Genomic DNA, 24,838 nt, shown 5'->3' with positions numbered 1-24,838 from the left:
CAGCGGCGGGTCTTCGTCCGGATCGGCGGTGGCGGTGGCGGCGGGGCTGGTGGGTTTCGCGCTCGGCACCGACACGGCGGGTTCGGGGCGGGTGCCGGCGGCGTTCAACCACCTCGTCGGCTTCAAGCCGAGCAAGGGCCGGTGGAGCACGCGCGGGCTGGTGCCGGCCTGCCGGAGCCTCGATTGCATCACGGTGTTCACCGACGCGCTGGAGGATGCCGCGCTCCTCGATGATGTGCTGGCGGGGTTCGACCCGCAAGACGCATGGTCGCGCCCGCGCGCCGATATCCCGCTCGGCGGCAGGCGCATCGGCGTGCCGCGCCGCGACCAGCGCCAGTTCTTCGGCGATGTCGAGGCCGAATATCTCTACGAGCGCGCCCTCGCAGCGCTCGCGCGCGAACACACGCTGGTCGAGATCGACATCGCCCCGCTGCTCGAGGCCGCGCGGCTGCTCTACGGCGGCCCCTGGGTGGCCGAGCGCGCCGCCGCGATCCTCCCGCTGCTGGAGCGCAACCCGCTCGCGATCGATCCGGTGGTGCGCGAGGTGATCGCGCCGGGCTCGGCGATGCTGGCGACCGAGCTGTGGAACGGGATCTACCGCCTCGCCGAGCTGGCGCGCGAGGCCGAGGCGATGTGGGGCGCGGTCGATGCGCTCGCCTTCCCGACCACCGGCACGAGCTACCGGGTGGCCGAACTGCGCGAGGCGCCGGTGGCCTTGAACAGCAACCTCGGGTTCTACACCAATTTCGTGAACTTATTGGACATGGCCGCCATCGCCGTCTCGGCGGGGGCGAAATCCAACAACACGGGCTTCGGGATCACCCTGATCGGCCCGGCCCATAGCGACAAGGCATTGATTGCCCTCGCGGGTGCCTATCTGACCTTAGCCGCCTTGCCACCCCTCCCGCCACTCGACCTTGGAGAGCACATGGACACCGTCAAACTCGCCGTCGTGGGCGCCCACCTCGAAGGCATGCCGCTGCACTGGCAGCTGACCAGCCGCGGCGCGCGCTCCGTCGGCGCGGCGACCACCGCGCCCAACTACCGGCTCTATGCGATGGCCGACACGGTGCCGCCCAAGCCCGCGCTGGTGCACAGCGAGGAAGGCGCGAGCATCGCGCTCGAGGTCTACGAGCTCGACCTTGCCAGCTTCGGCAGCTTCGTCGCCGAGGTGCCCCCGCCGCTCGCGATCGGCACGGTCACGCTCGCCGACGGCAGCAGCGTCAAGGGCTTCGTCGCCGAGCCGCGCGCGCTCACCGGCGCCGAGGACATCACCCATCTGGGCGGCTGGCGCGCCTACATCGCCTCGCGGTGACCCAGTGGCGGGGCGGATCCTCGACTGGCTCAAGCGCGAGGGGGCTGGCGCCGCGCCCCCCGAGGCGGAGGCGCTTGCGCGCCTCGCCGCCGCGAAGGACGCCGCCGAGGCCGCCAACGAGGCCAAGACCCGCTTCCTCGCCAGCGTCGCCCACGAGATCCGCTCGCCGCTCAACGCCATCTATGGCTATGCCCAGCTGATCGAGCGCGGCGAGGGCAGGGACGCACTCGCCGCCGCCCGCGTGATCCGCCGCAGCGCCGAGCACCTCGCGCACCTCGTCGAAGGCCTGCTCGACATCGCCCAGGTCGAGGGCGGGGCGATGACGCTGACGCGCGAGGCGATCCGCTTCCCCGAGTTCCTCGACCAGCTGATGGCAATGCTCGACCTCCAGGCGCAGGCCAAGGGCCTCGCGCTGGTGCTCGAGCGGCCGGAGCGCATCCCTGAGTTCGTCCACGCCGATCCCAAGCGTTTGCGGCAGGTGCTGATCAACCTCCTCGCCAACGCCATCAAGTTCACTTATGCCGGCTCGGTGACGCTCAAGGTCGATTACCGCAACGAGCTGGCGACCTTCGCCGTGATCGACACCGGCATCGGCATCGCGCCCGAGGATGCGGCGCGCATCTTCGCCCCCTTCGAGCGGGTCGGCGGCCCTGCGGCCGAGCGCCCGGGCGTGGGCCTCGGCCTCGCCATCACCCAGGCGCTGGTGCACATCATGGGCGGCGAGATCCGGCTCGACAGCCTGCCGGGCGAGGGATCGCGCTTCACCGTGCGGCTGATGCTCTCGCAGCCGCTCACCCCGCCAAGCGAGCCTGCGCCCGAGGCTGGCGCGGTGATCGGCTATGTCGGGCGCGAGCGGTGGGTGCTGCTGATCGACGACGATGCGGCGCACCTCGCCGTGGTGCGCCAGCTGCTCGAGCCGCTCGGCTTCCAGGTGCGCACCGCTGGCGACGCGGACACCGCGCTCGCGCTCGCCGCGCAGTTCCAGCCTGACCTCGTGCTGTGCGACGTGATGCTGGGCGAGGCAAACGGCTGGGAGCTTGCCGCCCAGCTGCGCCGCCGCCACGGCGCTGCCCTGCGGATCGTGATGCTCTCGGGCGAGGCTCCGCTGGCGGAGGGCGCGGGGGGCGATCATGACGGCTTCATCGTGAAACCCTTCGCCTTCGACACGCTGCTCGACGCGGTCGCGGGCCAGCTCGGCATCGAATGGGTGCGCGCCGCCGGCGAGCCGCGCACAGCCGCGCCCGAGGCGCGAGCCATGCCCGCGCTGCCGCTGGTCATCGCGCCGCTCGCGGCCGCGCACTGCGCCGAGATCGAACGGCTGGTGCGGATCGGCCACGTCCGCGCGATCGAGGCCGAGATCGACGCCGTCGCCGCACTCGCCCCCGAAGCCGCGCCGCTCGCGGAAAGGATGCGGGCCGCGCTCGACAGCTTCGACTTGAAGGCGCTCGCCGATCTCGCCAAAGCGGTGCAGGCCGATGCCGTATAAGGACACCATCCTCGTCGTCGACGACAACCCGGACTCGCTCCGCTTCCTGGTCGACACCCTCGATGCCGAGGGCATGACCGTGCTGGTCGCGCGCAGCGGCGAGGCGACGCTGGAACTGCTCGGCGAGGTGCAGCCCGATCTCATCCTGATGGATGCGGTGATGCCCGGGATCAGCGGGATCGAGACGACGCAGGCGATCAAGCGCGCGCCTGCGACGGCGCACATCCCGGTGATCTTCCTCACCGGGCTCACCGATCCCGAACACGCCGTCGCCGCATTCGGCACGGGCGGGGTGGACTACGTGAGGAAGCCGATCGTCATCGAGGAGCTGCTCGCGCGGATCCGCGTTCACCTCGCCAATGCGCGCGGGGCGCACCGTTCGCGTCTGGCGCTGGGCTTTGCCGGGCGCAGCCTCGCTGCCCTGGGGGATGGCGGCGCGCTCGCCTGGTCGACCCCGCAGGCGGACGCGCTGTTCGTCGCGATCGATCCCGCCTGGACGCCCGAGAGCGCGCGGCTTCCCGATGCGCTCGACGAGGCGATTGCGCTGCTCACCGCGGGCGAGGCGATGCAGCCCACCGCCACCATGCGCGCCAGCGTGCGGGGCATGGAGATCGACCTCACGCTGCTCGAAAGCGACCGTCCCGGCGAGGTGCTGGTCAAGCTCACCGAGGTGCGCGAGGACGGCAAGATCGCCGCGCTCCAGAAGCAGGCCGGCCTCACCCGGCGCGAGGCCGAAGTGCTCTTGTGGGTCAGTTACGGCAAGACCAACAAGACAATCAGCGAGATCCTCGGCATCAGCCCGCGCACCGTCAACAAGCATCTCGAACAGGTGTTCCGCAAGCTGGGGGTTGAAACCCGCGCGGCGGCGACCGCGATTGCGGTGAGACTGATGGCCGACTGACCGGCAGGGTTGTTCAATACCAGTTACTTGCTTCGGGTTCGCGCAGTTCTACGTCATTTGTCCACTTCCTCGCGCGTGCGAGGTCGCCATGGCTGGCAGGGCAAGAATGCGACAGTTTGCGAACAGGGGTGCGTCATGGCCGGAGTTCAGGTTGGCAAGCGGATCATCGGGGCCGATGCGCCCGTGACCGTCGGCTGGGAGAATATCGGCAAGGTCGAGGGCGGGCCGATCAAGCGGTTCGTCTTCACCTGGTTCCAGCCCGTCATGCTCTTCGCGGCGATCGCCTTCTGGTATTACGCCCCCAACTGGCTCGCCGTCGCCTCGACCGCGATCGCGATCCGGCTGGGCTGGACGGTGCTGCTGCTGGTGCTCGAATGGGTCAACCCGCGCTACGAAAGCTGGCAGCTGACCTGGAAGGAATTCGCCACCGACGTGTTCTATGTCGGCCTGGGCATGACCTTCCTCGGGATGGTCGATGCCTATATCGGCGACGGGGCGATCATCGCGGCGGTGCAGGGCGCCTTCGACTGGGATAAGTTCAGCTGGTTCACCGGCTTGCCGTTGCTCGTGCAGGCGGTGATCATCTCGATGATCTTCGACTTCGGTCAGTACTGGATGCACCGCGCGATGCACAACTGGCATCCGCTGTGGCTGACCCATGCGCCGCACCACTACATCACGCAGCTCAACGTCCAGAAGGGCGCGGTCGGCAATCCGGTCGAGCTGTTCCTGATCGGGCTCGGGATCGGCGGCTTCTTCGACTTCCTGCCGCGCGCCTTCCTGCTGGCGGGCGCGATCGGGATGACGGTGTCGGTCTATCAGCACATCAACGTGCGCTTCAACACGCCGCGCTGGTGGCGCTTCATCTTCAACACCGTGGAGCACCATTCGGTCCACCACTCGCAGGACTACGAGGCGACCCGCAGCAACTATTCGGGCACCTGGATCATCTGGGACCGCATGTTCGGCACCTGCGTCGACGGCGAGGCCGAGGTGCTGGGCATGGAAGGCGGGCGGCGGATGGACATCGGCGAGACGATGATCTTCCCCTTCCGCGAAGGCTGGCGTGACGGCAAGGCGTGGTTCGCCAAGCGCTTCGGCGGCGGCAATGGCGGCTCGATGCAGCCCGCGCTGGAACCGGCAGAGTGAGCGGAGCTGCAGGAACGCTCGAAACACCGCGCCGCGCCATGCCTGGGCTCAGCCTGCCACTGATCGACAAGATCTGGCGCGTGCGCGGCGAAGTGCCGGTCGACGCAGGCATGTCCGCGGCCGAGGCCTTTGCCCGGATCGATCCGCTGCTGCGCACCGCCGGCACCACCCTTTCGGAAGAAGGCGGGGTGCTGACCTACACCAAGCGCAATCCGGCCGCGCAGGACAAGCTGGCGACGTTCACCCGCGGGCGGATGTGGATCGAGCAGGCGGGCGCGGGCGCGGTGCTGCGCTTCGACCTGTTCAGCCACGCTCTGCTGCTGTGCTTCCTCACCCCGCTGCTGTTCCTCGGCTTCGCGCAAGCCGCGATCACCATCAACGCATGGGAGGCAGCCGGGGCCGAGGCGAGCGAGCAGGCCGGGAAGAAGGACGAGAAACCCAAGCCGGTGAAGAAATTGCACCCGGTCGACGAATTCCTCGGCGCGCCCGCACCCGAGGATCCGAACAAGAAGAAGGACGAGAAAAAGGACGAGGGACGCCATTCGCCCGATGAGGGCTATGCGCTGGCGGGCATCTTCGCGGCGATCTATCTGGTCGGCCGCTGGCTCGAGCCCTTCCTCGTGCGTCGCCGCCTGCGCGCAGCGCTGGCGGGCCCGCCGCCCTCGTCCTAGGACAGCCGCGCAAAGTTGGCGACGCCGGGGGTGGGCGTGCGCTGCGGCGAAGCCATCGCGCGCGCCGGGGCGGGGCGCTCCGGCGCGAGGCCCGACAGCGCATCCGTGATGCCCCCGATCGCCTCTGCCGCGAGCGCATAAAACACCAGCTTGGCATCCTTGCGGGTCACCACCAACCCCGCCTTGCGCAGCACGCCGAGCTGCTGCGAGAGCGCGGGCTGGCCGATCCCCGTCGCCTGCTCGATCTCGCCGACATTGCGCTCGCCGCTCGCGAGCGTGCGAAGGATCCGCCAGCGCAGCGGGTGAGCGAGCGCCTTCAGCGCCTCGACGAGTGCCGCCTCGGCGATGCTCATGCGTTCGGCCCCGTCTCGCGCAGGAACCACGCGGTCGCCTCCTCGGCATCGAACACCGCATCGAGATCGTGGCCCGGCTGCTCGAGCAACGGATCGCCCGGGCGCCAGTTGGCCGGGGCCAGCGCGCCCTTGGCATCGACCGCCTGCAGCCCGTCGAGGATGCGCAGCATCTCCGGGATCGAGCGGCCGAGGTTCGCCGGATAGCAGGTCATCGCCCGGATCACGCCGTGGGGGTCGATGAAGAAGGTCGAACGCACCGCGCCGCTGTCACGGTCGGCGGCGCAGACCATGCCGAAAGCGCGGGCGATCACCAGCGTCGGATCCTCGAGGATCGGGAAGCGCACCTCGACCCCGAAGCGGTCACGGATCATGCGCAGCCAGGCGAAGTGGGCGAAGAGGCTGTCGACCGAGAGCGCCATCAGGTCGCAGCCGCGCTGGGCGAAAGCATCGGCCTCGCGGGCGAGGGCGACGAATTCGGTGGTGCACACGGGGGTGAAGTCGGCCGGGTGCGAGAACAGCACGAGCCAGCGGCCCCGGTGCGCGGAGAGCCTCACGGGGCCGATGGTGCTGCGTGCCTCGAAATCGGGGGCAGCATCGCCGATGCGCAGGGGGGCGGCGGGTTGGTCCATGCGGGTGAGCATAGTCCTTGACTGCGCCCATGGCAATACATATACACGATTTATGAAAGTGATTGGAGAAACCGTGATGAGCAGCCCCGATCCCGTGCTGGAGCAGGCCCGCGCGCAGGCCGCCCACGCTGCCGCCGATCCTGCCTTGCGCGCGGAAATCGCGAGCTTTTTCGACCCTACCACCTTCACCGTCACTTATGTCGTTCACGACCCTGCGACCCGCGAGGCGGCGATCATCGACTCGGTGCTCGATTTCGACCCGGCCTCGGGCCGCACCGCGACCACCTCCGCCGACGCGGTGATCGCCCATGTCACTTCGCAGAAATTGAAAGTGACATGGCTGCTCGAAACCCATGCCCATGCCGACCACTTCTCGGCCGCGCCCTATTTGCAGGAGCGGCTCGGCGGGAAGATCGCCATCGGTGCCGAGATCACCCACGTGCAGGCCGTGTTCGGCAAGTTGTTCAACGCCGGCACCGAGTTCGCGCGCGACGGGTCGCAGTTCGACGTGCTGTTCCGCGATGGCGACAGCTTCACCATCGGCGCCTTGCCGGTCACGGTGCTGCACGTCCCCGGTCACACCCCCGCCTGCGTCGCCTATGTGGTGGGCGACGCGGTGTTCGTGGGCGACACCATGTTCATGCCCGACTACGGCACCGCGCGCGCCGACTTTCCCGGCGGCGATGCGCGCACGCTTTACCGTTCGCTCCGCCGCATCCTCGCGCTCCCGCCTGCGACGCGGCTGTTCATGTGCCACGACTACCTCCCCGAGGGCCGCAGCGAATATGTGTGGGAGACCACCGTTGCTGCCGAGCGTGCGGGCAATGTCCACGCCCATGACGGCATCGCCGAGGATGATTTCGTCGCCATGCGCGAGGCGCGCGATGCGACCCTGGCCATGCCGCGCCTGATCCTGCCGAGCGTGCAGGTCAACATGCGCGCCGGACACCTGCCCCCGCCGGAAGCGAACGGCGTCACCTACCTCAAGCTGCCGGTCAACGCGGTATGAGCTTGCCCGGCTTTCCCGATGCCGCGCCGCTGGCGGGGCTGATCGGCGGCGGGCTGATCGGCCTCGCCGCCGCGCTGATGCTGCTGGGGGCAGGGCGGATCGCGGGCGTCTCGGGCATTGCCGCGCGCGCCTTTGGTATAGCCGAGAGCTCGCTGCCGCGCAGCGCAGCCTGGGCCTTCGTCGTCGGCCTGCCGCTGGGCGCGCTGCTGGTCACCCGCCTGACCGCTTCCGCTCTGCCCGCCTTCGCCGATCCGGTCACGCTGGTCGCCGCCGGGCTCATCGTCGGCTTCGGCACCCGCCTCGGCAGTGGATGCACCAGCGGCCACGGGGTGTGCGGGATGAGCCGCCTCTCGCAGCGCTCGCTGGTCGCGGTGGCAGTCTTCATGGCGACCGGCTTTGCGACCGTAGCCGCGATGAACGCGCTTGGCCTTGCGGTGCTGCCATGATCCGCGCGCTCATCCTGCCGCTCGTCTCGGGCACGATCTTCGGCGCGGGGCTCACCATCGGCGGCATGACCGATCCGGCGCGGGTGCGGGGATTCCTCGATCTGTTCGGAGCCTGGGACCCGACGCTCGCCTTCGTGATGGGCGGCGCGGTGCTGGTGATGGCGCTCGCCTGGGCGATCCAGCGCCGGATGCAGCGCCCTGCCTTCGCTGAGACCTTCTCGCTCCCCGACGCGCGCGACATTACCCCGCGGCTGGTCGGCGGGTCGGCGCTGTTCGGCATCGGTTGGGGGATTGCCGGTCTGTGCCCCGGCCCCGGTTTTGCCGCGCTCGCCGTGGCGCCCGTGCCTGCCGCGATTTTTGTTGCTGCGATGCTGGTCGGCATGGGGATTGCGCGCCTCGCCGAAGGGCGGGGCACGGCGTGATCGACACCCTCCACTTGACGCTCGGCGGACTGTCGGGCGTTCTGGTCGGCTTCACGCTCGGCCTTGTGGGCGGCGGCGGGTCGATCCTCGCCGTGCCGCTGATGGTCTATCTGGTGGGCGTCGAGAACCCCCACGTCGCGATCGGCACCAGCGCGCTCGCGGTCGCCGCCAATGCCGCGATCGGCCTTGCCCAGCACGCGCGGGCGGGCGATGTGCGCTGGCCTTGCGGGACGGTCTACGCGACCGTCGGCGTGATTGGCGCGCTCGCCGGATCGAGCCTCGGCAAGAGCTTCGACGGCGAAAAGCTGCTGTTCCTGTTTGCGCTGCTGATGCTGGTGGTCGGAGCCCTGATGCTGCGCAGCCGCAAGGCGGTCGGCACCCCCGGCGTGAGGCTCGGCCGCGACAATGCCCCGCGGCTTGTCGCATATGGCCTCGGCACCGGCGCCTTCAGCGGCTTCTTCGGGATCGGCGGCGGCTTTCTGATCGTTCCCGGCCTGATCGCCTCGACCGACATGATGATGGTGAACGCGGTCGGCACCAGCCTTGTCGCGGTGACCGCCTTCGGGCTGGCGACGGCGGGCAATTATGCCGTCTCCGGTCTGGTCGACTGGAGCCTTGCAGGCGTGTTCATCGCCGGGGGAGCAGCCGGAGGCCTGATCGGCACCCGCGCCTCGCACCGCCTTGCCGCAGGCGGCCAGCTCAAGACCGTGTTCGCGCTGCTGATCTTCGCCGTCGCGACCTACATGCTTTACCGCAGCGGACAGGCGCTGTGGGCCTAAGCCGCGCCTTCTCGCCAGGCTCCTGCAACCCTTTCGGCTTCAAACCGTATCTCGGTTGCGGCAAAAGCAATTGATCGCCGCCGGCAAGGGATTAGCTGCGAACCATGTTCGAACACCTCGACGCCCTGCTGCTCGCGCGGATCCAGTTCGCCTTCACGGTGAGCTTCCACTTCTTCTTCCCGGCCTTCTCGATCGGGCTGGCGAGCTACTTGATGGTGCTCGAGGCGCTGTGGCTCAGGACCGGCAAGGCGGTCTATCTCGACCTGTTCAAATACTGGCTCAAGATCTTCGCGATCGCCTTTGCGATGGGCGTCGTCTCGGGGATCGTCATGTCCTACCAGTTCGGCACCAACTGGTCGGTGTTCTCCGACAGGGCCGGGCCGGTGATCGGGCCGCTGATGGCCTACGAGGTGCTGACCGCCTTCTTCCTCGAGGCGGGTTTCCTCGGCGTCATGCTGTTCGGGATGAACAAGGTCGGCAAGAAGCTGCACTTCTTCGCGACCTTCATGGTGGCGCTGGGCACCTTCGTTTCGGCCTTCTGGATCCTCTCGGTGAACAGCTGGATGCACACGCCCACGGGTTTCGAAATGGGCGCGAATGGCCAGTTCCTTCCGGGGCCGAGCTGGCTCGACATCATCTTCAACCCCAGCTTCCCCTATCGCCTCGTCCACACCGTGATGGCAGCCTACCTGACGACGGCCTTCGTGGTCGGCGCAGTCGGCGCGTGGCACTTGCTCAAGGACCGCGCCAACCCGCATGCCCGAAAAATGTTCTCGATGGCGATGTGGATGGCCGCGATCGTCACCCCGGCGCAGATCTTCGCCGGCGACATGCACGGGTTGAACACGCTCGAGCACCAGCCCGCCAAGGTGATGGCGATGGAGGGCCACTACCAGAGCCACCCCGAAGGTGCGCCGCTGATCCTGTTCGGCATCCCCGACAGCGAGGCCAAGACGGTGCGCTATGCGATCGAGATACCCAAGGCCTCCTCGCTGATCCTGAAGCACGATCTCGACGCGCCGCTCGCCGGGCTCGACACGGTGCCCGACGACATGGAGCCGCCCGTGCCGATCGTCTTCTGGAGCTTCCGCATCATGGTCGGCATCGGCTTTGCGATGCTCGGGATCGGGCTGTGGAGCCTGTGGGGGCGGGTGCGGGGCAAGCTCTATGACATGCCCTGGCTCCACCGCGCCGCCGTGCTGATGGGGCCGAGCGGATTTGCCGCGGTGCTGGCCGGATGGATCACCACCGAAGTCGGCCGCCAGCCTTTCGTGATCTACGGGCTGCTCCGCACCGCCGACGCCGCCAGCCCGCTCGATGCGCCCGCGGTCGCGGCCTCGCTGCTGGCCTTCGTCCTCGTCTATTTCACCGTGTTCGGCATCGGGGTGTGGTATATCCTGCGCCTCATGGGCAAGACGCCGCAGCCGGGCGAATACGGCGTCAAGCGCGGCGATGTCGGCCCGATCCGCACCGCCGGGATAACCCCCGGGCCGACGCAGAACCCGGGCGGCGCCGAGACGCTGCCCACCCAGGCGCCTGACGAGAAGGAGCCGGTGTGATGGACCTGACCGTCATCTGGGCCTTCATCATCGCCTTCGCCGTCTTCGCCTATGTGGTGATGGACGGCTTCGACCTCGGCATCGGCATCCTGTTCCCGACCTTCAACGCCGGGCGCGAGCGCGACCGGGCGATGAACTCGATCGCGCCGGTGTGGGACGGGAACGAGACCTGGCTGGTGCTGGGGGGAGGGGGGCTGTTCGCCGCCTTCCCGCTGGCCTACGCGGTGATCCTGCCCGCGACCTATCCGCTGATCATCGCGATGCTGCTCGGGCTCGTGTTCCGCGGGGTCGCCTTCGAATATCGCTGGCGCGACCCGGCGCACCAGAAGTTCTGGGACATGGCCTTCACCGGCGGCAGCCTCGTCGCCGCGCTCGCACAGGGGATGACGCTGGGCGCGCTGCTGCAGGGGATCGAGGTGGAGGGCCGCGCCTATGCCGGGAGCTGGTGGGATTGGCTCACCCCCTACACTCTGCTCACCGGCCTCGGCACGGTCGCGGGCTATGCGTTGCTGGGGAGCACCTGGCTGATCTGGAAGCTCGACGGCGAGGAGCAGGCCCACGCGAGGAAGCTCGCGGTGCGCGCGGCCATCGCCACCATCGCGCTGATGGGGGCGGTGAGCCTCTACAACGTAACGCTCAACGCCGAATATGCCGCGCACTGGCTCGCCGCGCCGCAGATCTACTGGGTCGCGCCGGTGCCGCTGGTGACCGCGATCATCGCCGTCTCGATGCTGCGGGCGATCACGCGCGACCGCAACTCCAAGCCCTTCTGGCTCGCCATCGCGCTGTTCTTCCTCGGGATGAGCGGGCTCGGCGTGACGATCTGGCCCTATGTCGTGCCCCCCGGCCTCACCATCTGGGACGCCGCTGCGCCCGAACGCAGTCAGATCTTCATGCTGATCGGGGTCGCGATCACCATGCCGCTGATCATCGGCTACACCGCCTGGGCCTATTGGGTGTTCCGCGGCAAGGTCGCGGACGAGGGGTATCATTGATGCCCTCAAGCAGCGAAGCGGTAGGGCAACGATAATGCTCAAGCCCCCCGAGCAACCGCCCGAGGGCCCCTTCTGGCAGCGCCTGCTCTGGATGGTCGGCATCTGGGCCGCGAGCGTCGCCGTGCTCGGCGCGGTCGCTTACGTCATCCGCCTGTGGATCGCGCCCTGATGGTCAAGGTCTGGTACGACGGCGCCTGCCCGCTCTGCCTGCGCGAGATCGCGCTGATGCGGCGGCTCGACCGGCGCGGGCGGATCGCCTTCATCGATGTTGCCGAGGGGAGCGACCCGTCCTGCCCCGTTGACCGCGCGCAGCTGCTCGCCCGCTTCCATGCCGAGGAGGACGGGGTGATCCACGATGGCGCGGCAGCCTTTGCCGCGATGTGGCGCGCGATCCCCTTGCTGCGCCCGCTCGGTCTTGCCGCCAGGAACCCGCGTGTGCTGGGTCTGCTCGAGGCGCTCTACATCCGCTTCCTGCGCCTGCGCCCGCGCCTGCAACGGCTGTTCGCCTAGAAAAGCCCTTGCCCTTGCGCGCCGCATCGGCTGATCTCCCGGGCAAACAAGCATCGCGCCGAAAAGTGGGAACCGGTTTTCGGCGTTAAGCGATGCGACCACAAGAACGCAGGGAGAGAGCCGCCGCCATGACCTATTTCGGCGCGATGCAGAACGAGATCTACAACGCCGGCCTCAGGGGCATCCTGCCCACCTATCCGGTCGATTTCGCCACGCTTGAAAAGCGCGCGCACGAGGCGCTCGGGCCGATGCTGACGAATTATGTCGCGGGCGGCTGCGGGGATGAACACACGCAGGACCAGAACGCGGCCGCCTTCCACCACTGGGGCATGGTGCCGCGCATGATGGTCGATTGCTCGACGCGCGACCTGTCGATCGAACTCTTCGGCCACCGCTACCCAACCCCGCTGTTCATGGCCCCCATCGGCCTCAATGGCGAGGCCTCGCAGGACCGTCACGGCGACATCGCCGCCGCGCGCGCATCGGCGCTGACGGGGGTGCCGTTCTGCGCCTCGACCCTCGCGAACGATCCACTGGAGGACGTGAAGGGCGCCTGCGGGGAGACGCCCGCGTGGTTCCAGCTCTACACCCCCAAGAACCGCGAGCTCGCCGAAAGCCTGATCCGCCGCGCGGAAGACGCCGGATACAAGGCGCTGGTGGTGACGCTCGACACTTGGGTGACGGGCTGGCGGCCGCGCGATCTCAACGCCTCGAACTTCCCGCAGCTGCGCGGCAAGGTGCTCCAGAACTACTTCACCGATCCCGTGTTCCGCTCGCTGCTGGCCAAGCCTCCGGAGGAGGATCCGGCGGCGGCGATCTTCACCTGGGCGGCCACATTCGGCCAGGTGCTGACCTGGGACGACATGGCGTGGTTCAAGTCGGTGACCAAGCTGCCGATCGTCCTCAAGGGCATCTGCCACCGCGACGACGCGGCCCAAGCGGTCGATAGCGGGGCGGACGCAATCTATTGCTCGAACCATGGCGGACGGCAGGCGAACGGCGGGATCGCGACCATCGACCTCCTCGAAGATGTCGTCGCCGCGGCGGGCGATGTGCCGGTGCTGTTCGACAGCGGCGTGCGCTCGGGCACCGATGCGGTGAAGGCGCTGGCGATGGGCGCGCGCGCGGTCGGCGTCGGGCGGCCCTACACCTACGGCCTCGCGCTCGGCGGGGCCGAGGGTGCCGCCTGGGTGCTGCGCTCGATCCTCGCCGAGGCCGATTTGCTGATGGCGGTCAACGGCTACCCCACGCTCGCCGACGTGCGCGCTGCGGGTGTGCGCCGCACCATCGGCTAGCCCCACGCGCTGTTTAACCGGATTTGCGCAAAATCGGGAACCAAACCGCTTTCACCGGGCTTCTCCCTATTGACTTCCTCTTAAGCAATTTCGCGCAGAAGGTCATTAGGACTCGTTTTATCCACAGGTTTGGTGTTAGCTTCCGCAGCATAACAAAGCCGCCGATTCGGGGACGCAACGATGGAAAAGCCGACTATCTGGTCCAGCGGACCGGATCCCATGCGCCGTACTGTTTGCCTTTCGAACGAATACTCGCGCCGCGCGCGCTATGGCCGCATCCAGCCGATGGAGAAGCCGAAGTCACTGCTGTCGCGGTTGCTCGGATAAGCTCTACCCGCCCGATTTGGCGAGCATCACCAGCTTGGTGTCGGTGAAGGCCAGGTAGCCTTCCTCGCCGCCTTCCGATCCGAACCCGCTGTCGCCCACCCCGCCGAAGGGAGTCTCGGGCGAGGACACGATCAGCTGGTTGATCCCCACCATCCCGGCCCTGAGCGCCCGGCCGAGGTAGTGCGCCTCGTCGAGATTGCCCGAGAAGGCATAGGCGGCAAGCCCGTAGCGCAGCGAATTGGCGATCCCGACCGCGTCCTCGATTGTCTCGAAGGGGACAATCCCGGCGATCGGGCCGAAGGGCTCCTCCAGCATGAAGCGGCTGTCGGGCGCGGGGTTGGCGATCACGGTGGGCTGGAAGAAGAAGCCGGTGCTCTCGATCACCGAGCCGCCGGTGACGACCTCGCCGCGATTGCCACCGCTGTCGGCGACCACCTGCTCCATCGCGGAAATCCGCCGCGCATGGGCGAGCGGGCCCATTTCGACGCTGTCATCCGCGCCAGGATCGCCGACCTTGATCTTGCCCGCGATGGACGCGAATTCGGCGACGAAGCTATCGTAGATCTCGCGCGCCACGAGGAAGCGGGTCGGCGAGACGCAGACCTGGCCGGCATTGCGGAACTTGGTCGTGGCGCACATCTGGACCGCGCGGGCAAGATCGGCGTGCTTGCTGACGATCACCGGCGCATGGCCGCCGAGCTCGGGCGCGAAGCGCTTCATGTGGGTCGCCGCGAGCGCGCCGAGCTGCTTGCCCACCGCGGTCGATCCGGTGAAGCTCACCTTGCGGGTGACCGGCGAGGTGACGAGGCGCTCGGCAATCGGGCCGGGATCGCCGTGGACGAGGTTCAGCACCCCGGCCGGTAGGCCCGCATCGACGAAGCATTCGACCAGCAGCTGCGCCGAACCGGGCGTGTTCTCGGCGGGCTTGAGGATCGCGGTGCACCCCGCCGCGAGCGCGCCTGCGATCTTCTTGGCGGGGAGGTTCACCGGGAAGTTCCACGGGGTCAGCAGCACCGCCGGGCCGACGGGCTCGTGCGTCACCATCTGCGCGATCAGCTGCCGGCCGCGGGTCGGGATCAGCCGACCCCCGCGGCGCTTGGCTTCTTCGGCAAGGAAATCAATGATATCGGCCGAGCCGGTGATCTCGCCCTGCGCCTGCGCGCGCGGCTTGCCCATTTCGGCGGTGACGACCTTGGCGATGGCGGGCGCGCGCTCGCGCAGCAGATCGGCGGCGCGGCGCAGGATCGCGTGGCGCTCGGCGCCCGAGGTCGCGCTCCACGCCGGGAAGGCATCGCCCGCGGCCTTCAAGGCGGCGTCGAGCTGGGCGGGGCCCGCCTTGGGGCACTGCGCTATGCCCGCGCCGGTTGCGGGGTTGACCACCTCCATCGCCCCGGCATCGCCCGTCTCGATCCACTGGCCGTCGATGAACAGTTTGAGGGTGGGGTAGGTGGTCATTGTCAGGCTCGCTCTTGCTGGGGAGGTTTGGCTTTAGCGGCACTTCGCTCGCGCCGCCAATGTTTCACGTGAAACATTTCGGGAACATCAGACGGGGCGATACGGGGCTACCATCATGCGGTACCTGCGCAACGGCGCTCCCCGGGGAGCAAATACCCCTGCATTACATGGCTACAACATGCTGTTCGATCGCGCCGAAGATCGAGTGGTTGTGATCGTCGCGCATCTCGATGCGAACGGTGTCGCCGGCTTGCATGAACGGCGTCATGGGCGCGCCATCGCGGATCGTCTCGATCATGCGGATCTCGGCGATGCAGGAATAGCCTGCGCCGCCCTCGCTGACGGGGGTGCCCGGGCCGCCGTCGGCGCCCTTGTTCGAGACCGTGCCGGTGCCGATGATCGTGCCCGCGGCGAGGTTCCGGGTCTTGGCGGCGTGGGCGACGAGCTGCGCGAGGTTGAAGGTCGCATCGACCCCGGCGTTCGCGCGGCCGAAGGGCTGGCCGTTGAGGTCGACCATCAGCGGCAGGTGAATGAGCGCGTCCTTCCACGCATCGCCAAGCTCGTCGGGCGTCACCGCGACCGGCGAGAAGGCGCTCGCGGGCTTGGACTGGAAGAAGCCGAAGCCCTTCTCCAGCTCGGCCGGGATCAGCCCGCGCAAGGACACGTCGTTGACCAGCATCAGCAGGCGGATGTGCGTAGCGGCGTCTTCGACGCTCACGCCCATCGGCACGTCGCCGGTGATGCAGGCGATCTCGCCCTCCATGTCGCAGCCCCACGCCGGATCGCCCAGCGGGATGTCCTGCCGCGGGCGCAGGAAGGAGTCCGAGCCGCCCTGGTACATCAGCGGGTCCGAGTAGAAGCTCTCGGGCACCTTGGCCCCGCGCGCCTGCCGCACCAGTTCGACATGGTTGATATAGGCGCTGCCATCGGCCCACTGATAGGCGCGCGGGAGCGGCGAGTGCGCCTGGCGCTCGTGGAAGCGCTCGCACGGCACCGCCTCGTGCTCGACATCGCGGGCGAGCACTTCCAATTCGGGCGCGACCCGCTCCCAGTTGTCGAGCGCGGCCTGCATCGTCGGCGCGATGTAGCCTGCCGCGCAGCAGCGGGTGAGGTCCTTGCTGACCACCACCAGCATGCCGTCGCGCGTGCCGTTGTCGAGGGTTGCGAGTTTCATTTGGTGTCCTCCCGAGACGTTGTGCTTATTGCGCGTCGATCTGCCTGTCGGGGTGCGCCGCGGCGAAGGCGGGGAGCGCGAGGCAGGCGGCCTCGATGCGGGTCATGTGCGGACCGGCGCCAAGGTCGTAATCGAATCGCCGCGCATTGGCGAGTTGCGGGATCAACACGATCTCGAACAGCCCCGGCGCATCGCCATGAAGGAAATCGCCGGTGCCCAGCTGTGCGAGGCGCGCTTCCACCGGATCGAGCGTGCGCTTGAGCCACGTGCGATACCAGATGTCGATCTCGTCCTGTGAGTGGCCGAGCGGGTCCTTGAGATATTTGAGCACCGGCAGGTTGTTGACCGCATGGATCTCGGTCGCGATGGCATAGGCCAGCTCGCGCACGGTGTAGCGCGCCTCGATATCGGCGGGCAGGAAGCGCGGGCTCGGATAGGCCTCGTCGAGCCATTCGAGCAGCGCCATCGACTGCGCTCGGTCGCGCCCGTCGGCTTCCAGCATCGGGAGCGAGCCGAAGGGATTGCGCTGGGTGAAGGCAGCGTCCTTGTTCGCGCCGGTGCGCAGATCGACCGGGATGTTCTCGAAGGCGAGGCCCTTGAGGCCGAGGGCGATGCGCAGGCGGTAGGAGGTTGACGAGCGGAAGTAGCCGTAGAGTTTCATGCTTTTGCTTCCCGCACGCCATCCGGCGCGCGAAATCCTCGCTCACGCGACCTTGCGGTCGCATCGCTGCGGGCGGCCGTTCGGCCTTGCGGGCCGACATGCCCGAGGGCTGTGGACGCGGATCTCGGCGCGGGGCCGCCTGTTTGCCATACAGCCACGCGCAATTGCTCCTGCCTGTCTTGCTTATCCCAGCCATCGCAGGGTTGGGGCGGACGGGCAAGGGGCTGCGCGAGGTTGCTTCATCACCGGTGCCCGCAATTCCCCCTCCCCAAGGGAAGGGGCTCAGGGCCCCTCACGCCGGCGTCACCACCCGGCTCACCGTGTCGAGCAGCTTGGCCGGCGGGCAGGGCTTCACCAGCGTCGTCGCCCTGGGGAAGCGCATCGCGAGCGCGCGGGTGTCTTCGGGTTCGGAATGGAGGATCACCGGCACGTTCTCGTCGATGAGCTTCTGCGCGAGTTCAAGGCTCAGCCCGTCCGCCAGCTCGATATCGAGCAGCGCCACATCGGGGCGTTCCTTCTGGCAGGCGAGCATCGCCGAGGAAATCCCGGCATGCGGCCCCTGCACTTCGTAGCCCGCCTCTTCGAAGGTATCGCACAGATCGAAGGCGGTGATGAATTCGTCCTCGGCCACCAAGATTCGCAAAGCCATCGGCCTTCTCCCGCGTTAACGAATCCCAAGTCGGGACTGTAACACGGTTTGGACGTCAACCTTCGGGGTATTTCATCCATTATTGCCAAATCTTGCGGTGAAGCCGCTTTCGTCGCCCGCAGCGAGTAGTCTGGCTTGCTCCACCCATTGGTCGCGGACGATCCGCCCCGAGAATCGGCCGAGTTTGGCGTCGATCCGCTCGATCTCCGCGGGCGTCCACGCGGCGATCTGGGCGAAGGTGGTGATGCCGAACTCGCCGAGCAGCGCGGCGAGCTTGGGGCCGAGGCCCTTGATGCGCGTGAGGTCGTCGGCGGGGCCGGCGGCGACCGGGGCAGGCGCTGGCTCGGGGGCGGGGCCCGCCTCGGCATCGGTGCCGAGCGGCGAGGCGGCGGTGACCTGCGCGTTGGCCATGGCCGAAAGCTCGCCCTGGATCGCCTCGAGCCCGCGCGGCGCGTCGATCAGCGCCTGGTTGCGCGCGGCGGGCGCGGCGCCTTCCTCGAGCACGTCGCGGAAGATGCCGGGCGCGCCGTCCTCGTCGGTCACCCTTGCGCGGCGGCCCTGACGGCTGATGATCCACACCAGCACCGCGAGCGCGACAAGCGCAATGACGATCAGCGGCAGGTAGGCGGTCAGATCGGCGGACATGAGGACGGGGTTCTCCGGCACGAATCGTTAACAGGGCGCGGGCATTAGCAGCCTGAGGCGGCTTCGCCCATGCTCGAGGTTGCAAACGGACTCAGGGCAGGTCGGTCGCCGGGTCGGGGACGACCTGCTTCCTGAACAGCACCTTGTCATCCTCGCCGAAGCCGCGCCGCCAGACCACCAGGGCATAGACCGCAAGGATCGCGGGCACGCCGAAGACGAGCTCGGTCCATTCGGGGAGCCAGGTGAAGCCGTAGCCCACCACCACCGCGGGCGCGGCGGCGTGGACCAGCGCCCAGCGCCAGTTCGATACGGCTGCGCCCAGCAGGCGCTTCAGCAGCAGCGCCTTGACGAGGCTCGAGACCGCCAGCGCCACCATCAGCGCGCCCGCGGCGCCCGCCGCCTCGTAGCCCTTGCCGAGGCCGAAGCGGTCCGCCGCTTCGATCAGCGCGATCGTCAGCCCGGCTTGCAGCGCGATGATGCCGACCGAAATCGCCAGATTGCGCTTCCTCGCGATGTAGACCAGCACGCTCTCCGAGACGACCGCCATCGAGGCGGCGACCTCGGCCGCGAGCAGGAAGGCGAGCGCGGCGGTGCCCGCGACATAGTCCGGCCCCCACAGGCCCATCACCGCCTCGCCCGGAACGCCGAGCATCAGCGCGATGCCGAGCTGCACCGCGATGATCCAGAACCCCACCTGCCGCACCTGCGCGGCGATCGCCTCCATGTTGCCGATGCGCAGGTTGCGGGTGATGACCGGCGAGAGAATCGGCTCGAAGCTGGTCTTCAGCTTCTGCGGCAGTGAGGCGATCTGCTGCGCGGCATAGTAGATCCCCACCGCCTGCGGAGGCGCGAACAGGCCGAGGATGAAGATGTCGAGCAGCCGCGTCCCGCGCTCGATCGCGTCGGCGCCGACCAGCGGGAAGGCGCGCGCGGCCATCGCGGCCATCGCGCGCGGGCGCGGCTGCCAGCCGCGGGGCAGGCCGTAGCTCCTGAGGAACGGCCAAAGCGCGGTGAGCAGTCCGGCATAGATCGAGGCGATGAAGGCCAGCGCCAGCCCGGCATCGCGGGTCGCGGGGATGAGGAAGAACACCCCCGCCCCGATCGAGATCGTCCACGGCTCGACCACCGCCCGCGCGCGCACCGTGGTGGCGATGTCGAAGCGGTAGGCCTGGGCGGCGAGCAGGATCTCGGTCACGGCGAAGGCGGGGATGGTGGCGACCAGCCAGATGTCCCACGCGCTGTTGGTGCCGTTGGGAAACATCGGTTCGGGGAACAGCAGCAGCACGCCTGCCGCCACGGCCGAGTAGGCGAGCGCGAGCAGGATGCCGTCATAGACGAGGTTGGTCTCCGCCTCCCGGTCCTCGCCCGCGCCTTCGGACAGGCGCTGGGCAAGGCCGCGCTTCTCGCCCAGCGAGCACACCAGCGCGATGATCTCGATCAGCACCAGCGCCGAGGCGAAGCGCCCGAGCGCCTCGGCCCCGTAGAGGCGGGTGGCGATCACGAGGAAGGGGATGCGCGCGATCAGGCGGATCACGAAGCCCAGCGTGTTGGTGCGCCCGCCCTTGGCGAGCCGGGCGAGATCGTCGCTGTCGTCGGCGGGCGTGGCGGCGGCAGGTGCGGTCACGCAGGAACGTCCCGTTCGGCCCCGTCGCGCTCGGCCTTCAGCGGGCGGGCGAGCAGCGCGGCGACCACCGCGCGCGCGTCCTCGCCCGTGAGGATCGCGTCGACCGCGGCGACGATCGGCATGGGGATGTCGCGTGCCTCGGCCAGTCCGGCGAGCACGGGCGCGGTGTGCGCGCCCTCGGCCACGGTGCGGCGGTCGGCCATGAGCGCGGCGGCGCTTGCCCCCTCTCCGAGCGCCTTGCCGAGGCTGAAATTGCGGCTCGAGGTCGAGGAGCAGGTCAGCACCAGATCGCCGAGGCCGCACAGGCCCGCGAGCGTCTCCGCGCGTGCCCCCAGCGCCTCGCCGAAGCGCAGCATCTCGGCGTAGCCCCGCGCGATCAGCGCCGCGCGCGCGTTCTGGCCGAGGCCGAGGCCGTCGACCACCCCGCAGGCGATGGCGAGCACGTTCTTGACCGCCCCGCCGATCTCCGCGCCGGCGACGTCGTCGGAATAGTAGGGCCGGAAGGCGGGCCGGGCGAGGGCGGGGGCAAGCCGCTCCCACTGCGCAAGGCCGCCCCCACAGGCGAGGGTGACGGCGGTCGGCAGGCCGACGGCGACTTCGTGCGCAAAGGTCGGGCCGGACAGGACGGCGATGGCGCTGCCGGGCGCGGCCTCGCGCGCGACGTCGTTCATCAGCCTGCCGGTGCCCGCCTCGATCCCCTTCGAGCACAGAACCAGGTCGCGGGGGTGGGCGGGAAGGCCCGCGAGCACCCTGCCCAGCACCTGCGCGGGGGTGACGACCAGCACGGTCTCGAGCCGCGCGAGATCGGCAAGATCGCCCGTCGCGCGGATCGTCGGGGCGAGGGTGGCGGAGGGCAGGTAGAGCGGGTTGCGATGTTCGGCATTGATCGCAGAAGCCACTTCCGGCTCGTAGGCCCACAGCACCACCGCGCGCCCGTCGCTCGCGAGCATCTGCGCGAGCGCGGTGCCCCATGCGCCTGCGCCGATGACGCCGATGGTCTGAAGCTCGCTCATGCCCCCCTCACTCATGCTTTGTACCCCGCGCCGCGGACCGCCTCGGCCGCCGGGTCGAGCGGCCAGCGCGGGCGGGCGACGAAGTCTAGCGGGTCGCCAGCGAAGTCTGCGCCCTCGTGTGCGAGGCGTTCGAGCCCGGCCCAGGCGATCATCGCGGCGTTATCGGTGCACAGGGCGAGCGGCGGGGCGGTGAAGCGCATCCCATGCTTTCCGGCGAGGTGTTCCAGAGCGCCGCGGACCGTCTTGTTGGCAGCCACGCCCCCGGCCACGACCAGCGCCGGGAAGGGCCCTGCGCGCTCCAGCGCCCGTTCGAGCCGGTCGATCAGGCACTCGACCGCGGCCTGCTGGAAGCTCGCGGCGATATCGGCGGGCGTGTGCGCGCCGCTCTCGACCGCGCGCAGCACGGCGCTCTTGAGGCCTGCGAAGGAGAAGTGCGGCTCGCCCGATCCCTTCAAGGGGCGGGGCAGGGGCACCGCGTGAGGATCGCCCTCCAGCGCCAGCCGCTCGACCGCAGGCCCGCCCGGGTAGCCGAGGCGAAGGATCTTGGCGGTCTTGTCGAAGGCCTCGCCCAGCGCATCGTCGATGGTGGTGGCAAGGCGGCGGTATTGCCCGACGCCCTCGACGGCGAGGATCTGGCAATGCCCGCCGGAGACCAGCAGCAGCAGGTAGGGGAAGGCGAGCTCCGCATCGGCAAGGCGCGGCGAGAGCGCGTGGCCCTCCAGATGGTTGACCGCCAGCAGCGGCTTGCCCGAGGCCATCGCGAGCGCCTTGGCGCTGACGAGGCCGACCATCACCCCGCCGATCAGCCCCGGCCCGGCGGTGGCGGCGATGGCGTCCACCTCATCGAGGCTTACGCCCGCGTCGCCCATCACCTTTGCGAGCATCGGCGCCAGCCGCTCGGCATGGGCGCGCGCGGCGATCTCGGGGACGACCCCGCCATAGGGCGCGTGCTCGGCCTCCTGGCTGGCGATCGCCTGCGCCACGATCGTCCCGTCGCCGCGCACCAGCGCGACCGCGGTCTCGTCGCAGCTCGATTCGATCCCGAGTACCAGTCGCCCGAGTGCTTTGGCTTCCAAGGTGTGTGCTGTTGAACCCATCCGGCTTCCATCTAGCCCTTGCGCGGGCTAGAGCAAGCGCGGCCATGACCGAACCTGTACGAAGCACGCCGCGCCTGCGCCTCGGCACCCGCAATTCCCCGCTCGCGATGGCGCAGGCTTTCGAGACCCGCGCGCGCCTGTGCGCCGCCCATGGCTGGCCCGAGGAGGCGGTCGAACTCGTCCCCGTGCTCGCGAGCGGCGACAAGGTGCTCGACCGCCCCCTGTCCGAGATCGGCGGCAAGGCGCTGTGGACCAAGGAGCTCGATCAGTGGCTGGGCGAGGGGCGCATCGACCTCTCGGTCCACTCGGCCAAGGACGTCGAGACGATCCGGCCCGACATCTTCCACTTCCCCGCCTTCCTCCCGCGCGCCGACCGGCGGGATTGCCTTGTGGGCGCTGCGAGCATTGCCGCGATCCCGCAAGGCGCGACCGTCGGCACCAGCGCGCCGCGCCGGGCCGCGCAGCTCCTGAACCTCAGGCCCGACTGCAAGGTCGTGACCTTCCGCGGCAATGTCGCCACGCGCCTCAGGAAGCTTACCGAGGGCGAGGCCGACGTGACCTTCCTCGCCGCCGCCGGGCTCGAGCGGCTTGACCAGTCCGAGGTGGGCACGCCGCTCGGCTCCGACGAATGGATCCCCGCCGCAGCGCAAGGTGTGATCGCGATCGAATGCCGCGCCGACGACGCCGCGACCACCGCGCTCCTCGCCGCCATCGACCACGCCCCGACCCGCGCCGAGCTCGAGGCCGAGCGCGCCTTGCTCGCCGCCTTGGGCGGCACCTGCCACTCGCCGGTCGCGGTGCTGTGCGAGGGGGGCGAAGGCACCCTCAGCATGCGCGCCGCGCTGTTCTCGCCCGACGGGGCCGCGCGGATCGAGGGCAGCGCCGCCTTCGCGCCGGGCGACCACGCCGCGGTCGAGGCGCTGGCGGCCGACCTCCTCGCCCGCGCGCCGGAAAGCGTCGCGGCGCACTTCCGGGCGGCGGTTTGACGTTCCATCTCCTTGCGCTGCGACCCGAGCCGGGGCTGACCGCGACACTGGAGCGGGCCCGCGCGTTGGGGCTTTCCATCGCCGGCCAGCCGCTCTCGGCGATCCGGCCGCTCGCCTGGGACTGCCCCGATCCCGCGCGCTTCGACGGGCTGCTGATCGGCAGCGCCAACGCGATCCTGCACGGCGGCCCGCAGCTTGCGCGCCTCACGTCCAAGCCCGTCTTCGCGGTGGGCGAGGCGACCGCCGCCGCAGCGCGGGCGGCCGGGTTCGGCGTCGCCATGACCGGCAGCGGGGGGTTGCAGGGCGTGCTCGACACCATAGCTGCCCCCCGCCACCTCCTGCGCATCGCGGGCGAGGAGCATGTGCCGCTTGCGCCGCCTGCGGGCGTTACCTTCGCCGAGGTGATCGCCTATCGCAGCGAGGCCCTGCCGCTCGATCCCGCCGCCCCGCTCCTGGCCTCGGGCGAGGCGCTGGTGCTGCTCCACTCCGCCGCCACCGCTCGCCACTTTGCCGCCGAGGTGGACCGCCTCGGCCTGCCGCGCGCGTGCATCACTCTTGCCGCGCTCGGTCCGCGCATCGCGGCGGCGGCAGGCGGGGAATGGGCCGCCATCCACACCGCCGCCACGCCCGACGAGAGCACCTTTCTGCAATTGGCATTTGACTTGTGCCGAGAGGCGCGCTCCATTCCTCCCATCCCGCCCCGGCAGCCGTAGCAGCGCGCGCCGGGGACAGCATGCAAGCAGGGTCGCAAGAACGGATCGCCATGGCATCGCAGCCAGAACCTTCGCTTCACCAGCCCCCCCGTGCATCCGGGTCGATGCGCGGTGCGCTGATGGCGGCCTTCCTCGCCTTCGCGCTCGGCGCGGGGCTGGCGGGCTGGGTGGTGTGGTACAACCTCGCCGGCACCGGTGCCCAGCGCACCGCCGCAACCGCCGCGCCTTCGCCCGCCGCCGCCGCGCCCACCCCGGAGCTCACCGCCAGCCCCACGCCGCTTGCCGCCGCGCAGAAGGCCGAGCAGGCAGTCGAGCGCGTCGCCGAGCAGCAGGGCGGCATCGACCAGCGCCTCGCTGCCGCCGAGCAGCGCCTTACTCGCCTCGACCTCCAGGCCCAGGCCGCCGCCGGCAACGCCGCGCGCGCCGAGAGCCTGCTGATCGCCTTCGCCACGCGCCGCTCGGTCGAGCGCGGGGCGGAGCTCGGCTACCTCGCCGACCAGCTGCGGCTGCGCTTCGGCGACCAGTGGCCCAACGCGGTCGGCACGATCATCGACTTCGCGCGCAACCCCGTCCGGCTCGACAGCCTCGTCGCCCGGCTCGAGGGCCTCGGCCCCGAGCTCCAGCAGAGCAGCGAGGGCCCGTCATGGGGAGCCTTCAAGCGCGAACTGAAGCAGCTCTTCATCTTCCGCCGCGAGACCACGCCCTCGCCGCAGCCGCAAAAGCGCCTCGAGCGCGCGCGCTGGGCGCTCGAGCAGGGACGCTACCAGGCCGCGATCGACGAGGTGCGGGGCATGCCGGGCGCGGCCAAGGCCGGCGCGTGGATCCAGGACGCGGAACGCTACAAGAAGGCGATGGACGCATTGGAAGTGATCGAGACCGCCGCAGTGCTCGATCAGCGCGGGGTGCGCGACGGCGCCGGCAACCGGGTGCGCGCGCTGAGCCCGCTGGTGCTGCCTTAGGAGCCCACACTGAGGC

The 24,838-nt window shown here is 69.5% G+C and carries 27 protein-coding genes; 17 read left to right on the top strand and 10 right to left on the bottom strand.

Going from position 1 to position 24,838, the window contains the following annotated elements:
* The 5 genes from atzF to AX692_RS02035 form a co-directional block, all read left to right on the top strand.
* A partial coding sequence (gene atzF, locus AX692_RS02055; RefSeq protein ID WP_073977547.1) for an allophanate hydrolase occupies positions 1-1,315 on the top strand: 1,315 nt, incomplete at its 5' end.
* A gap of 4 nt (positions 1,316-1,319) precedes the next feature.
* On the top strand, positions 1,320-2,801 hold the full coding sequence (locus AX692_RS02050; protein WP_073973714.1) for a hybrid sensor histidine kinase/response regulator: 1,482 nt from the start codon (positions 1,320-1,322) through the stop codon (positions 2,799-2,801).
* Complete coding sequence (locus AX692_RS02045; RefSeq protein ID WP_073973713.1) at positions 2,791-3,702, top strand: DNA-binding response regulator; 912 nt, start codon at positions 2,791-2,793, stop codon at positions 3,700-3,702. Before AX692_RS02050 ends, AX692_RS02045 begins: the two co-directional genes overlap by 11 nt.
* A 135-nt stretch (positions 3,703-3,837) precedes the next feature.
* Complete coding sequence (locus tag AX692_RS02040) at positions 3,838-4,851, top strand: sterol desaturase family protein (RefSeq protein ID WP_073977237.1); 1,014 nt, start codon at positions 3,838-3,840, stop codon at positions 4,849-4,851.
* Positions 4,848-5,522, top strand: a complete 675-nt coding sequence (locus AX692_RS02035) for a hypothetical protein (protein WP_155646244.1) — start codon at positions 4,848-4,850, stop codon at positions 5,520-5,522. Before AX692_RS02040 ends, AX692_RS02035 begins: the two co-directional genes overlap by 4 nt.
* Here AX692_RS02035 and AX692_RS02030 read toward each other — a convergent pair.
* Together AX692_RS02030 and AX692_RS02025 are read right to left on the bottom strand one after the other, a co-directional pair.
* On the bottom strand, positions 5,519-5,875 hold the full coding sequence (locus AX692_RS02030) for an ArsR/SmtB family transcription factor (RefSeq protein ID WP_073977238.1): 357 nt from the start codon (positions 5,873-5,875) through the stop codon (positions 5,519-5,521). The genes AX692_RS02035 and AX692_RS02030 overlap by 4 nt on opposite strands.
* A complete protein-coding gene (locus tag AX692_RS02025; protein ID WP_230959623.1) occupies positions 5,872-6,504 on the bottom strand; it encodes a peroxiredoxin in 633 nt (210 codons plus the stop codon). The genes AX692_RS02030 and AX692_RS02025 overlap by 4 nt, the downstream gene beginning before the upstream one ends.
* Positions 6,505-6,556: 52 nt before the next feature.
* On the opposite strand from AX692_RS02025, the gene AX692_RS02020 reads away from it, so the two are divergent.
* The 9 genes from AX692_RS02020 (at position 6,557) to AX692_RS01985 (ending at position 13,519) form a co-directional block, all read left to right on the top strand.
* Entirely contained in the window at positions 6,557-7,513 is a 957-nt protein-coding gene (locus AX692_RS02020; protein ID WP_230959624.1) for an MBL fold metallo-hydrolase, read from the top strand.
* Entirely contained in the window at positions 7,510-7,959 is a 450-nt protein-coding gene (locus AX692_RS02015; RefSeq protein WP_073974264.1) for a YeeE/YedE family protein, read from the top strand. The genes AX692_RS02020 and AX692_RS02015 overlap by 4 nt, the downstream gene beginning before the upstream one ends.
* The gene (locus tag AX692_RS02010; RefSeq protein ID WP_073974263.1) at positions 7,956-8,381 is read left to right on the top strand and encodes a DUF6691 family protein; all 426 of its coding nucleotides are present in this window, start codon (positions 7,956-7,958) and stop codon (positions 8,379-8,381) included. Before AX692_RS02015 ends, AX692_RS02010 begins: the two co-directional genes overlap by 4 nt.
* Complete coding sequence (locus tag AX692_RS02005; protein ID WP_073974262.1) at positions 8,378-9,160, top strand: sulfite exporter TauE/SafE family protein; 783 nt, start codon at positions 8,378-8,380, stop codon at positions 9,158-9,160. Before AX692_RS02010 ends, AX692_RS02005 begins: the two co-directional genes overlap by 4 nt.
* Before the next feature lie 104 nt (positions 9,161-9,264).
* Positions 9,265-10,719: a cytochrome ubiquinol oxidase subunit I gene (locus tag AX692_RS02000; RefSeq protein WP_073974261.1), complete on the top strand. Its 1,455-nt coding sequence runs from the start codon at positions 9,265-9,267 to the stop codon at positions 10,717-10,719.
* Positions 10,719-11,714, top strand: a complete 996-nt coding sequence (cydB, locus tag AX692_RS01995) for a cytochrome d ubiquinol oxidase subunit II (RefSeq protein WP_073974260.1) — start codon at positions 10,719-10,721, stop codon at positions 11,712-11,714. Before AX692_RS02000 ends, cydB begins: the two co-directional genes overlap by 1 nt.
* 34 nt (positions 11,715-11,748) lie before the next feature.
* Positions 11,749-11,883 carry a DUF2474 domain-containing protein gene (locus AX692_RS18685; protein WP_081095069.1) on the top strand — a complete coding sequence of 45 codons (135 nt, stop codon included), beginning with the start codon at positions 11,749-11,751 and terminating at the stop codon, positions 11,881-11,883.
* Positions 11,883-12,224, top strand: coding sequence for a thiol-disulfide oxidoreductase DCC family protein (locus AX692_RS01990; protein WP_073974259.1), 342 nt, complete (start codon positions 11,883-11,885; stop codon positions 12,222-12,224). The genes AX692_RS18685 and AX692_RS01990 overlap by 1 nt, the downstream gene beginning before the upstream one ends.
* 128 nt (positions 12,225-12,352) lie before the next feature.
* On the top strand, positions 12,353-13,519 hold the full coding sequence (locus tag AX692_RS01985) for an alpha-hydroxy-acid oxidizing protein (RefSeq protein WP_073974258.1): 1,167 nt from the start codon (positions 12,353-12,355) through the stop codon (positions 13,517-13,519).
* Between the two features lie 330 nt (positions 13,520-13,849).
* Here the strand turns inward: AX692_RS01985 and AX692_RS01980 are convergent, their stop codons facing one another.
* The 8 genes from AX692_RS01980 to tsaD all read right to left on the bottom strand — a co-directional run bounded on the left by AX692_RS01980 (position 13,850) and on the right by tsaD (position 22,164).
* The gene (locus AX692_RS01980; RefSeq protein WP_073974257.1) at positions 13,850-15,301 is read right to left on the bottom strand and encodes an NAD-dependent succinate-semialdehyde dehydrogenase; all 1,452 of its coding nucleotides are present in this window, start codon (positions 15,299-15,301) and stop codon (positions 13,850-13,852) included.
* A 163-nt stretch (positions 15,302-15,464) separates the two neighbouring features.
* Positions 15,465-16,475 carry a fumarylacetoacetate hydrolase family protein gene (locus tag AX692_RS01975; protein WP_073974256.1) on the bottom strand — a complete coding sequence of 337 codons (1,011 nt, stop codon included), beginning with the start codon at positions 16,473-16,475 and terminating at the stop codon, positions 15,465-15,467.
* Positions 16,476-16,500: 25 nt separating this feature from the next.
* A complete protein-coding gene (gene maiA, locus AX692_RS01970; protein ID WP_073974255.1) occupies positions 16,501-17,136 on the bottom strand; it encodes a maleylacetoacetate isomerase in 636 nt (211 codons plus the stop codon).
* A gap of 292 nt (positions 17,137-17,428) precedes the next feature.
* A complete protein-coding gene (locus AX692_RS01965; RefSeq protein WP_073974254.1) occupies positions 17,429-17,785 on the bottom strand; it encodes a response regulator in 357 nt (118 codons plus the stop codon).
* A gap of 72 nt (positions 17,786-17,857) precedes the next feature.
* A complete protein-coding gene (locus AX692_RS01960; RefSeq protein ID WP_073977239.1) occupies positions 17,858-18,430 on the bottom strand; it encodes a hypothetical protein in 573 nt (190 codons plus the stop codon).
* A 91-nt stretch (positions 18,431-18,521) separates the two neighbouring features.
* Entirely contained in the window at positions 18,522-20,054 is a 1,533-nt protein-coding gene (locus AX692_RS01955; RefSeq protein WP_073973611.1) for a lipopolysaccharide biosynthesis protein, read from the bottom strand.
* Positions 20,051-21,067 carry an NAD(P)H-dependent glycerol-3-phosphate dehydrogenase gene (locus tag AX692_RS01950; RefSeq protein WP_196490078.1) on the bottom strand — a complete coding sequence of 339 codons (1,017 nt, stop codon included), beginning with the start codon at positions 21,065-21,067 and terminating at the stop codon, positions 20,051-20,053. Before AX692_RS01950 ends, AX692_RS01955 begins: the two co-directional genes overlap by 4 nt.
* Positions 21,068-21,078: 11 nt before the next feature.
* Positions 21,079-22,164, bottom strand: a complete 1,086-nt coding sequence (tsaD, locus tag AX692_RS01945; protein ID WP_073973613.1) for a tRNA (adenosine(37)-N6)-threonylcarbamoyltransferase complex transferase subunit TsaD — start codon at positions 22,162-22,164, stop codon at positions 21,079-21,081.
* 44 nt (positions 22,165-22,208) lie between these two features.
* Between tsaD and hemC the strand changes: the two genes are divergently transcribed.
* The 3 genes from hemC to AX692_RS01930 all read left to right on the top strand — a co-directional run bounded on the left by hemC (position 22,209) and on the right by AX692_RS01930 (position 24,822).
* A complete protein-coding gene (gene hemC, locus AX692_RS01940; RefSeq protein WP_081095068.1) occupies positions 22,209-23,150 on the top strand; it encodes a hydroxymethylbilane synthase in 942 nt (313 codons plus the stop codon).
* Positions 23,147-23,863, top strand: a complete 717-nt coding sequence (locus tag AX692_RS01935; protein ID WP_073973614.1) for a uroporphyrinogen-III synthase — start codon at positions 23,147-23,149, stop codon at positions 23,861-23,863. Before hemC ends, AX692_RS01935 begins: the two co-directional genes overlap by 4 nt.
* A 104-nt stretch (positions 23,864-23,967) precedes the next feature.
* Positions 23,968-24,822: a hypothetical protein gene (locus tag AX692_RS01930; RefSeq protein WP_073973615.1), complete on the top strand. Its 855-nt coding sequence runs from the start codon at positions 23,968-23,970 to the stop codon at positions 24,820-24,822.
* Positions 24,823-24,838: the final 16 nt, after the last annotated feature.

The organism is Erythrobacter donghaensis, assembly GCF_001557325.1.
Classification (GTDB): domain Bacteria; phylum Pseudomonadota; class Alphaproteobacteria; order Sphingomonadales; family Sphingomonadaceae; genus Erythrobacter; species Erythrobacter donghaensis_B.
This window is presented reverse-complemented; position numbering and strand designations above follow the sequence as displayed.

Excerpts from the sequence above, each read along its gene's own strand:
- AX692_RS02045 (WP_073973713.1), top strand. The coding sequence starts at position 2,791 with ATGCCGTATAAGGACACCATCCTCGTCGTCGACGACAACCCGGACTCG.
- AX692_RS02040 (WP_073977237.1), top strand. The coding sequence starts at position 3,838 with ATGGCCGGAGTTCAGGTTGGCAAGCGGATCATCGGGGCCGATGCGCCC.
- AX692_RS02030 (WP_073977238.1), bottom strand. The coding sequence starts at position 5,875 with ATGAGCATCGCCGAGGCGGCACTCGTCGAGGCGCTGAAGGCGCTCGCT.
- AX692_RS02025 (WP_230959623.1), bottom strand. The coding sequence starts at position 6,504 with ATGGACCAACCCGCCGCCCCCCTGCGCATCGGCGATGCTGCCCCCGAT.
- AX692_RS02020 (WP_230959624.1), top strand. The coding sequence starts at position 6,557 with ATGAAAGTGATTGGAGAAACCGTGATGAGCAGCCCCGATCCCGTGCTG.
- AX692_RS02015 (WP_073974264.1), top strand. The coding sequence starts at position 7,510 with ATGAGCTTGCCCGGCTTTCCCGATGCCGCGCCGCTGGCGGGGCTGATC.
- AX692_RS02010 (WP_073974263.1), top strand. The coding sequence starts at position 7,956 with ATGATCCGCGCGCTCATCCTGCCGCTCGTCTCGGGCACGATCTTCGGC.
- AX692_RS02000 (WP_073974261.1), top strand. The coding sequence starts at position 9,265 with ATGTTCGAACACCTCGACGCCCTGCTGCTCGCGCGGATCCAGTTCGCC.
- cydB (WP_073974260.1), top strand. The coding sequence starts at position 10,719 with ATGGACCTGACCGTCATCTGGGCCTTCATCATCGCCTTCGCCGTCTTC.
- AX692_RS18685 (WP_081095069.1), top strand. The coding sequence starts at position 11,749 with ATGCTCAAGCCCCCCGAGCAACCGCCCGAGGGCCCCTTCTGGCAGCGC.
- AX692_RS01990 (WP_073974259.1), top strand. The coding sequence starts at position 11,883 with ATGGTCAAGGTCTGGTACGACGGCGCCTGCCCGCTCTGCCTGCGCGAG.
- AX692_RS01985 (WP_073974258.1), top strand. The coding sequence starts at position 12,353 with ATGACCTATTTCGGCGCGATGCAGAACGAGATCTACAACGCCGGCCTC.
- AX692_RS01980 (WP_073974257.1), bottom strand. The coding sequence starts at position 15,301 with ATGACCACCTACCCCACCCTCAAACTGTTCATCGACGGCCAGTGGATC.
- AX692_RS01975 (WP_073974256.1), bottom strand. The coding sequence starts at position 16,475 with ATGAAACTCGCAACCCTCGACAACGGCACGCGCGACGGCATGCTGGTG.
- maiA (WP_073974255.1), bottom strand. The coding sequence starts at position 17,136 with ATGAAACTCTACGGCTACTTCCGCTCGTCAACCTCCTACCGCCTGCGC.
- AX692_RS01965 (WP_073974254.1), bottom strand. The coding sequence starts at position 17,785 with ATGGCTTTGCGAATCTTGGTGGCCGAGGACGAATTCATCACCGCCTTC.
- AX692_RS01960 (WP_073977239.1), bottom strand. The coding sequence starts at position 18,430 with ATGTCCGCCGATCTGACCGCCTACCTGCCGCTGATCGTCATTGCGCTT.
- AX692_RS01950 (WP_196490078.1), bottom strand. The coding sequence starts at position 21,067 with ATGAGCGAGCTTCAGACCATCGGCGTCATCGGCGCAGGCGCATGGGGC.
- tsaD (WP_073973613.1), bottom strand. The coding sequence starts at position 22,164 with ATGGGTTCAACAGCACACACCTTGGAAGCCAAAGCACTCGGGCGACTG.
- hemC (WP_081095068.1), top strand. The coding sequence starts at position 22,209 with ATGACCGAACCTGTACGAAGCACGCCGCGCCTGCGCCTCGGCACCCGC.
- AX692_RS01930 (WP_073973615.1), top strand. The coding sequence starts at position 23,968 with ATGCGCGGTGCGCTGATGGCGGCCTTCCTCGCCTTCGCGCTCGGCGCG.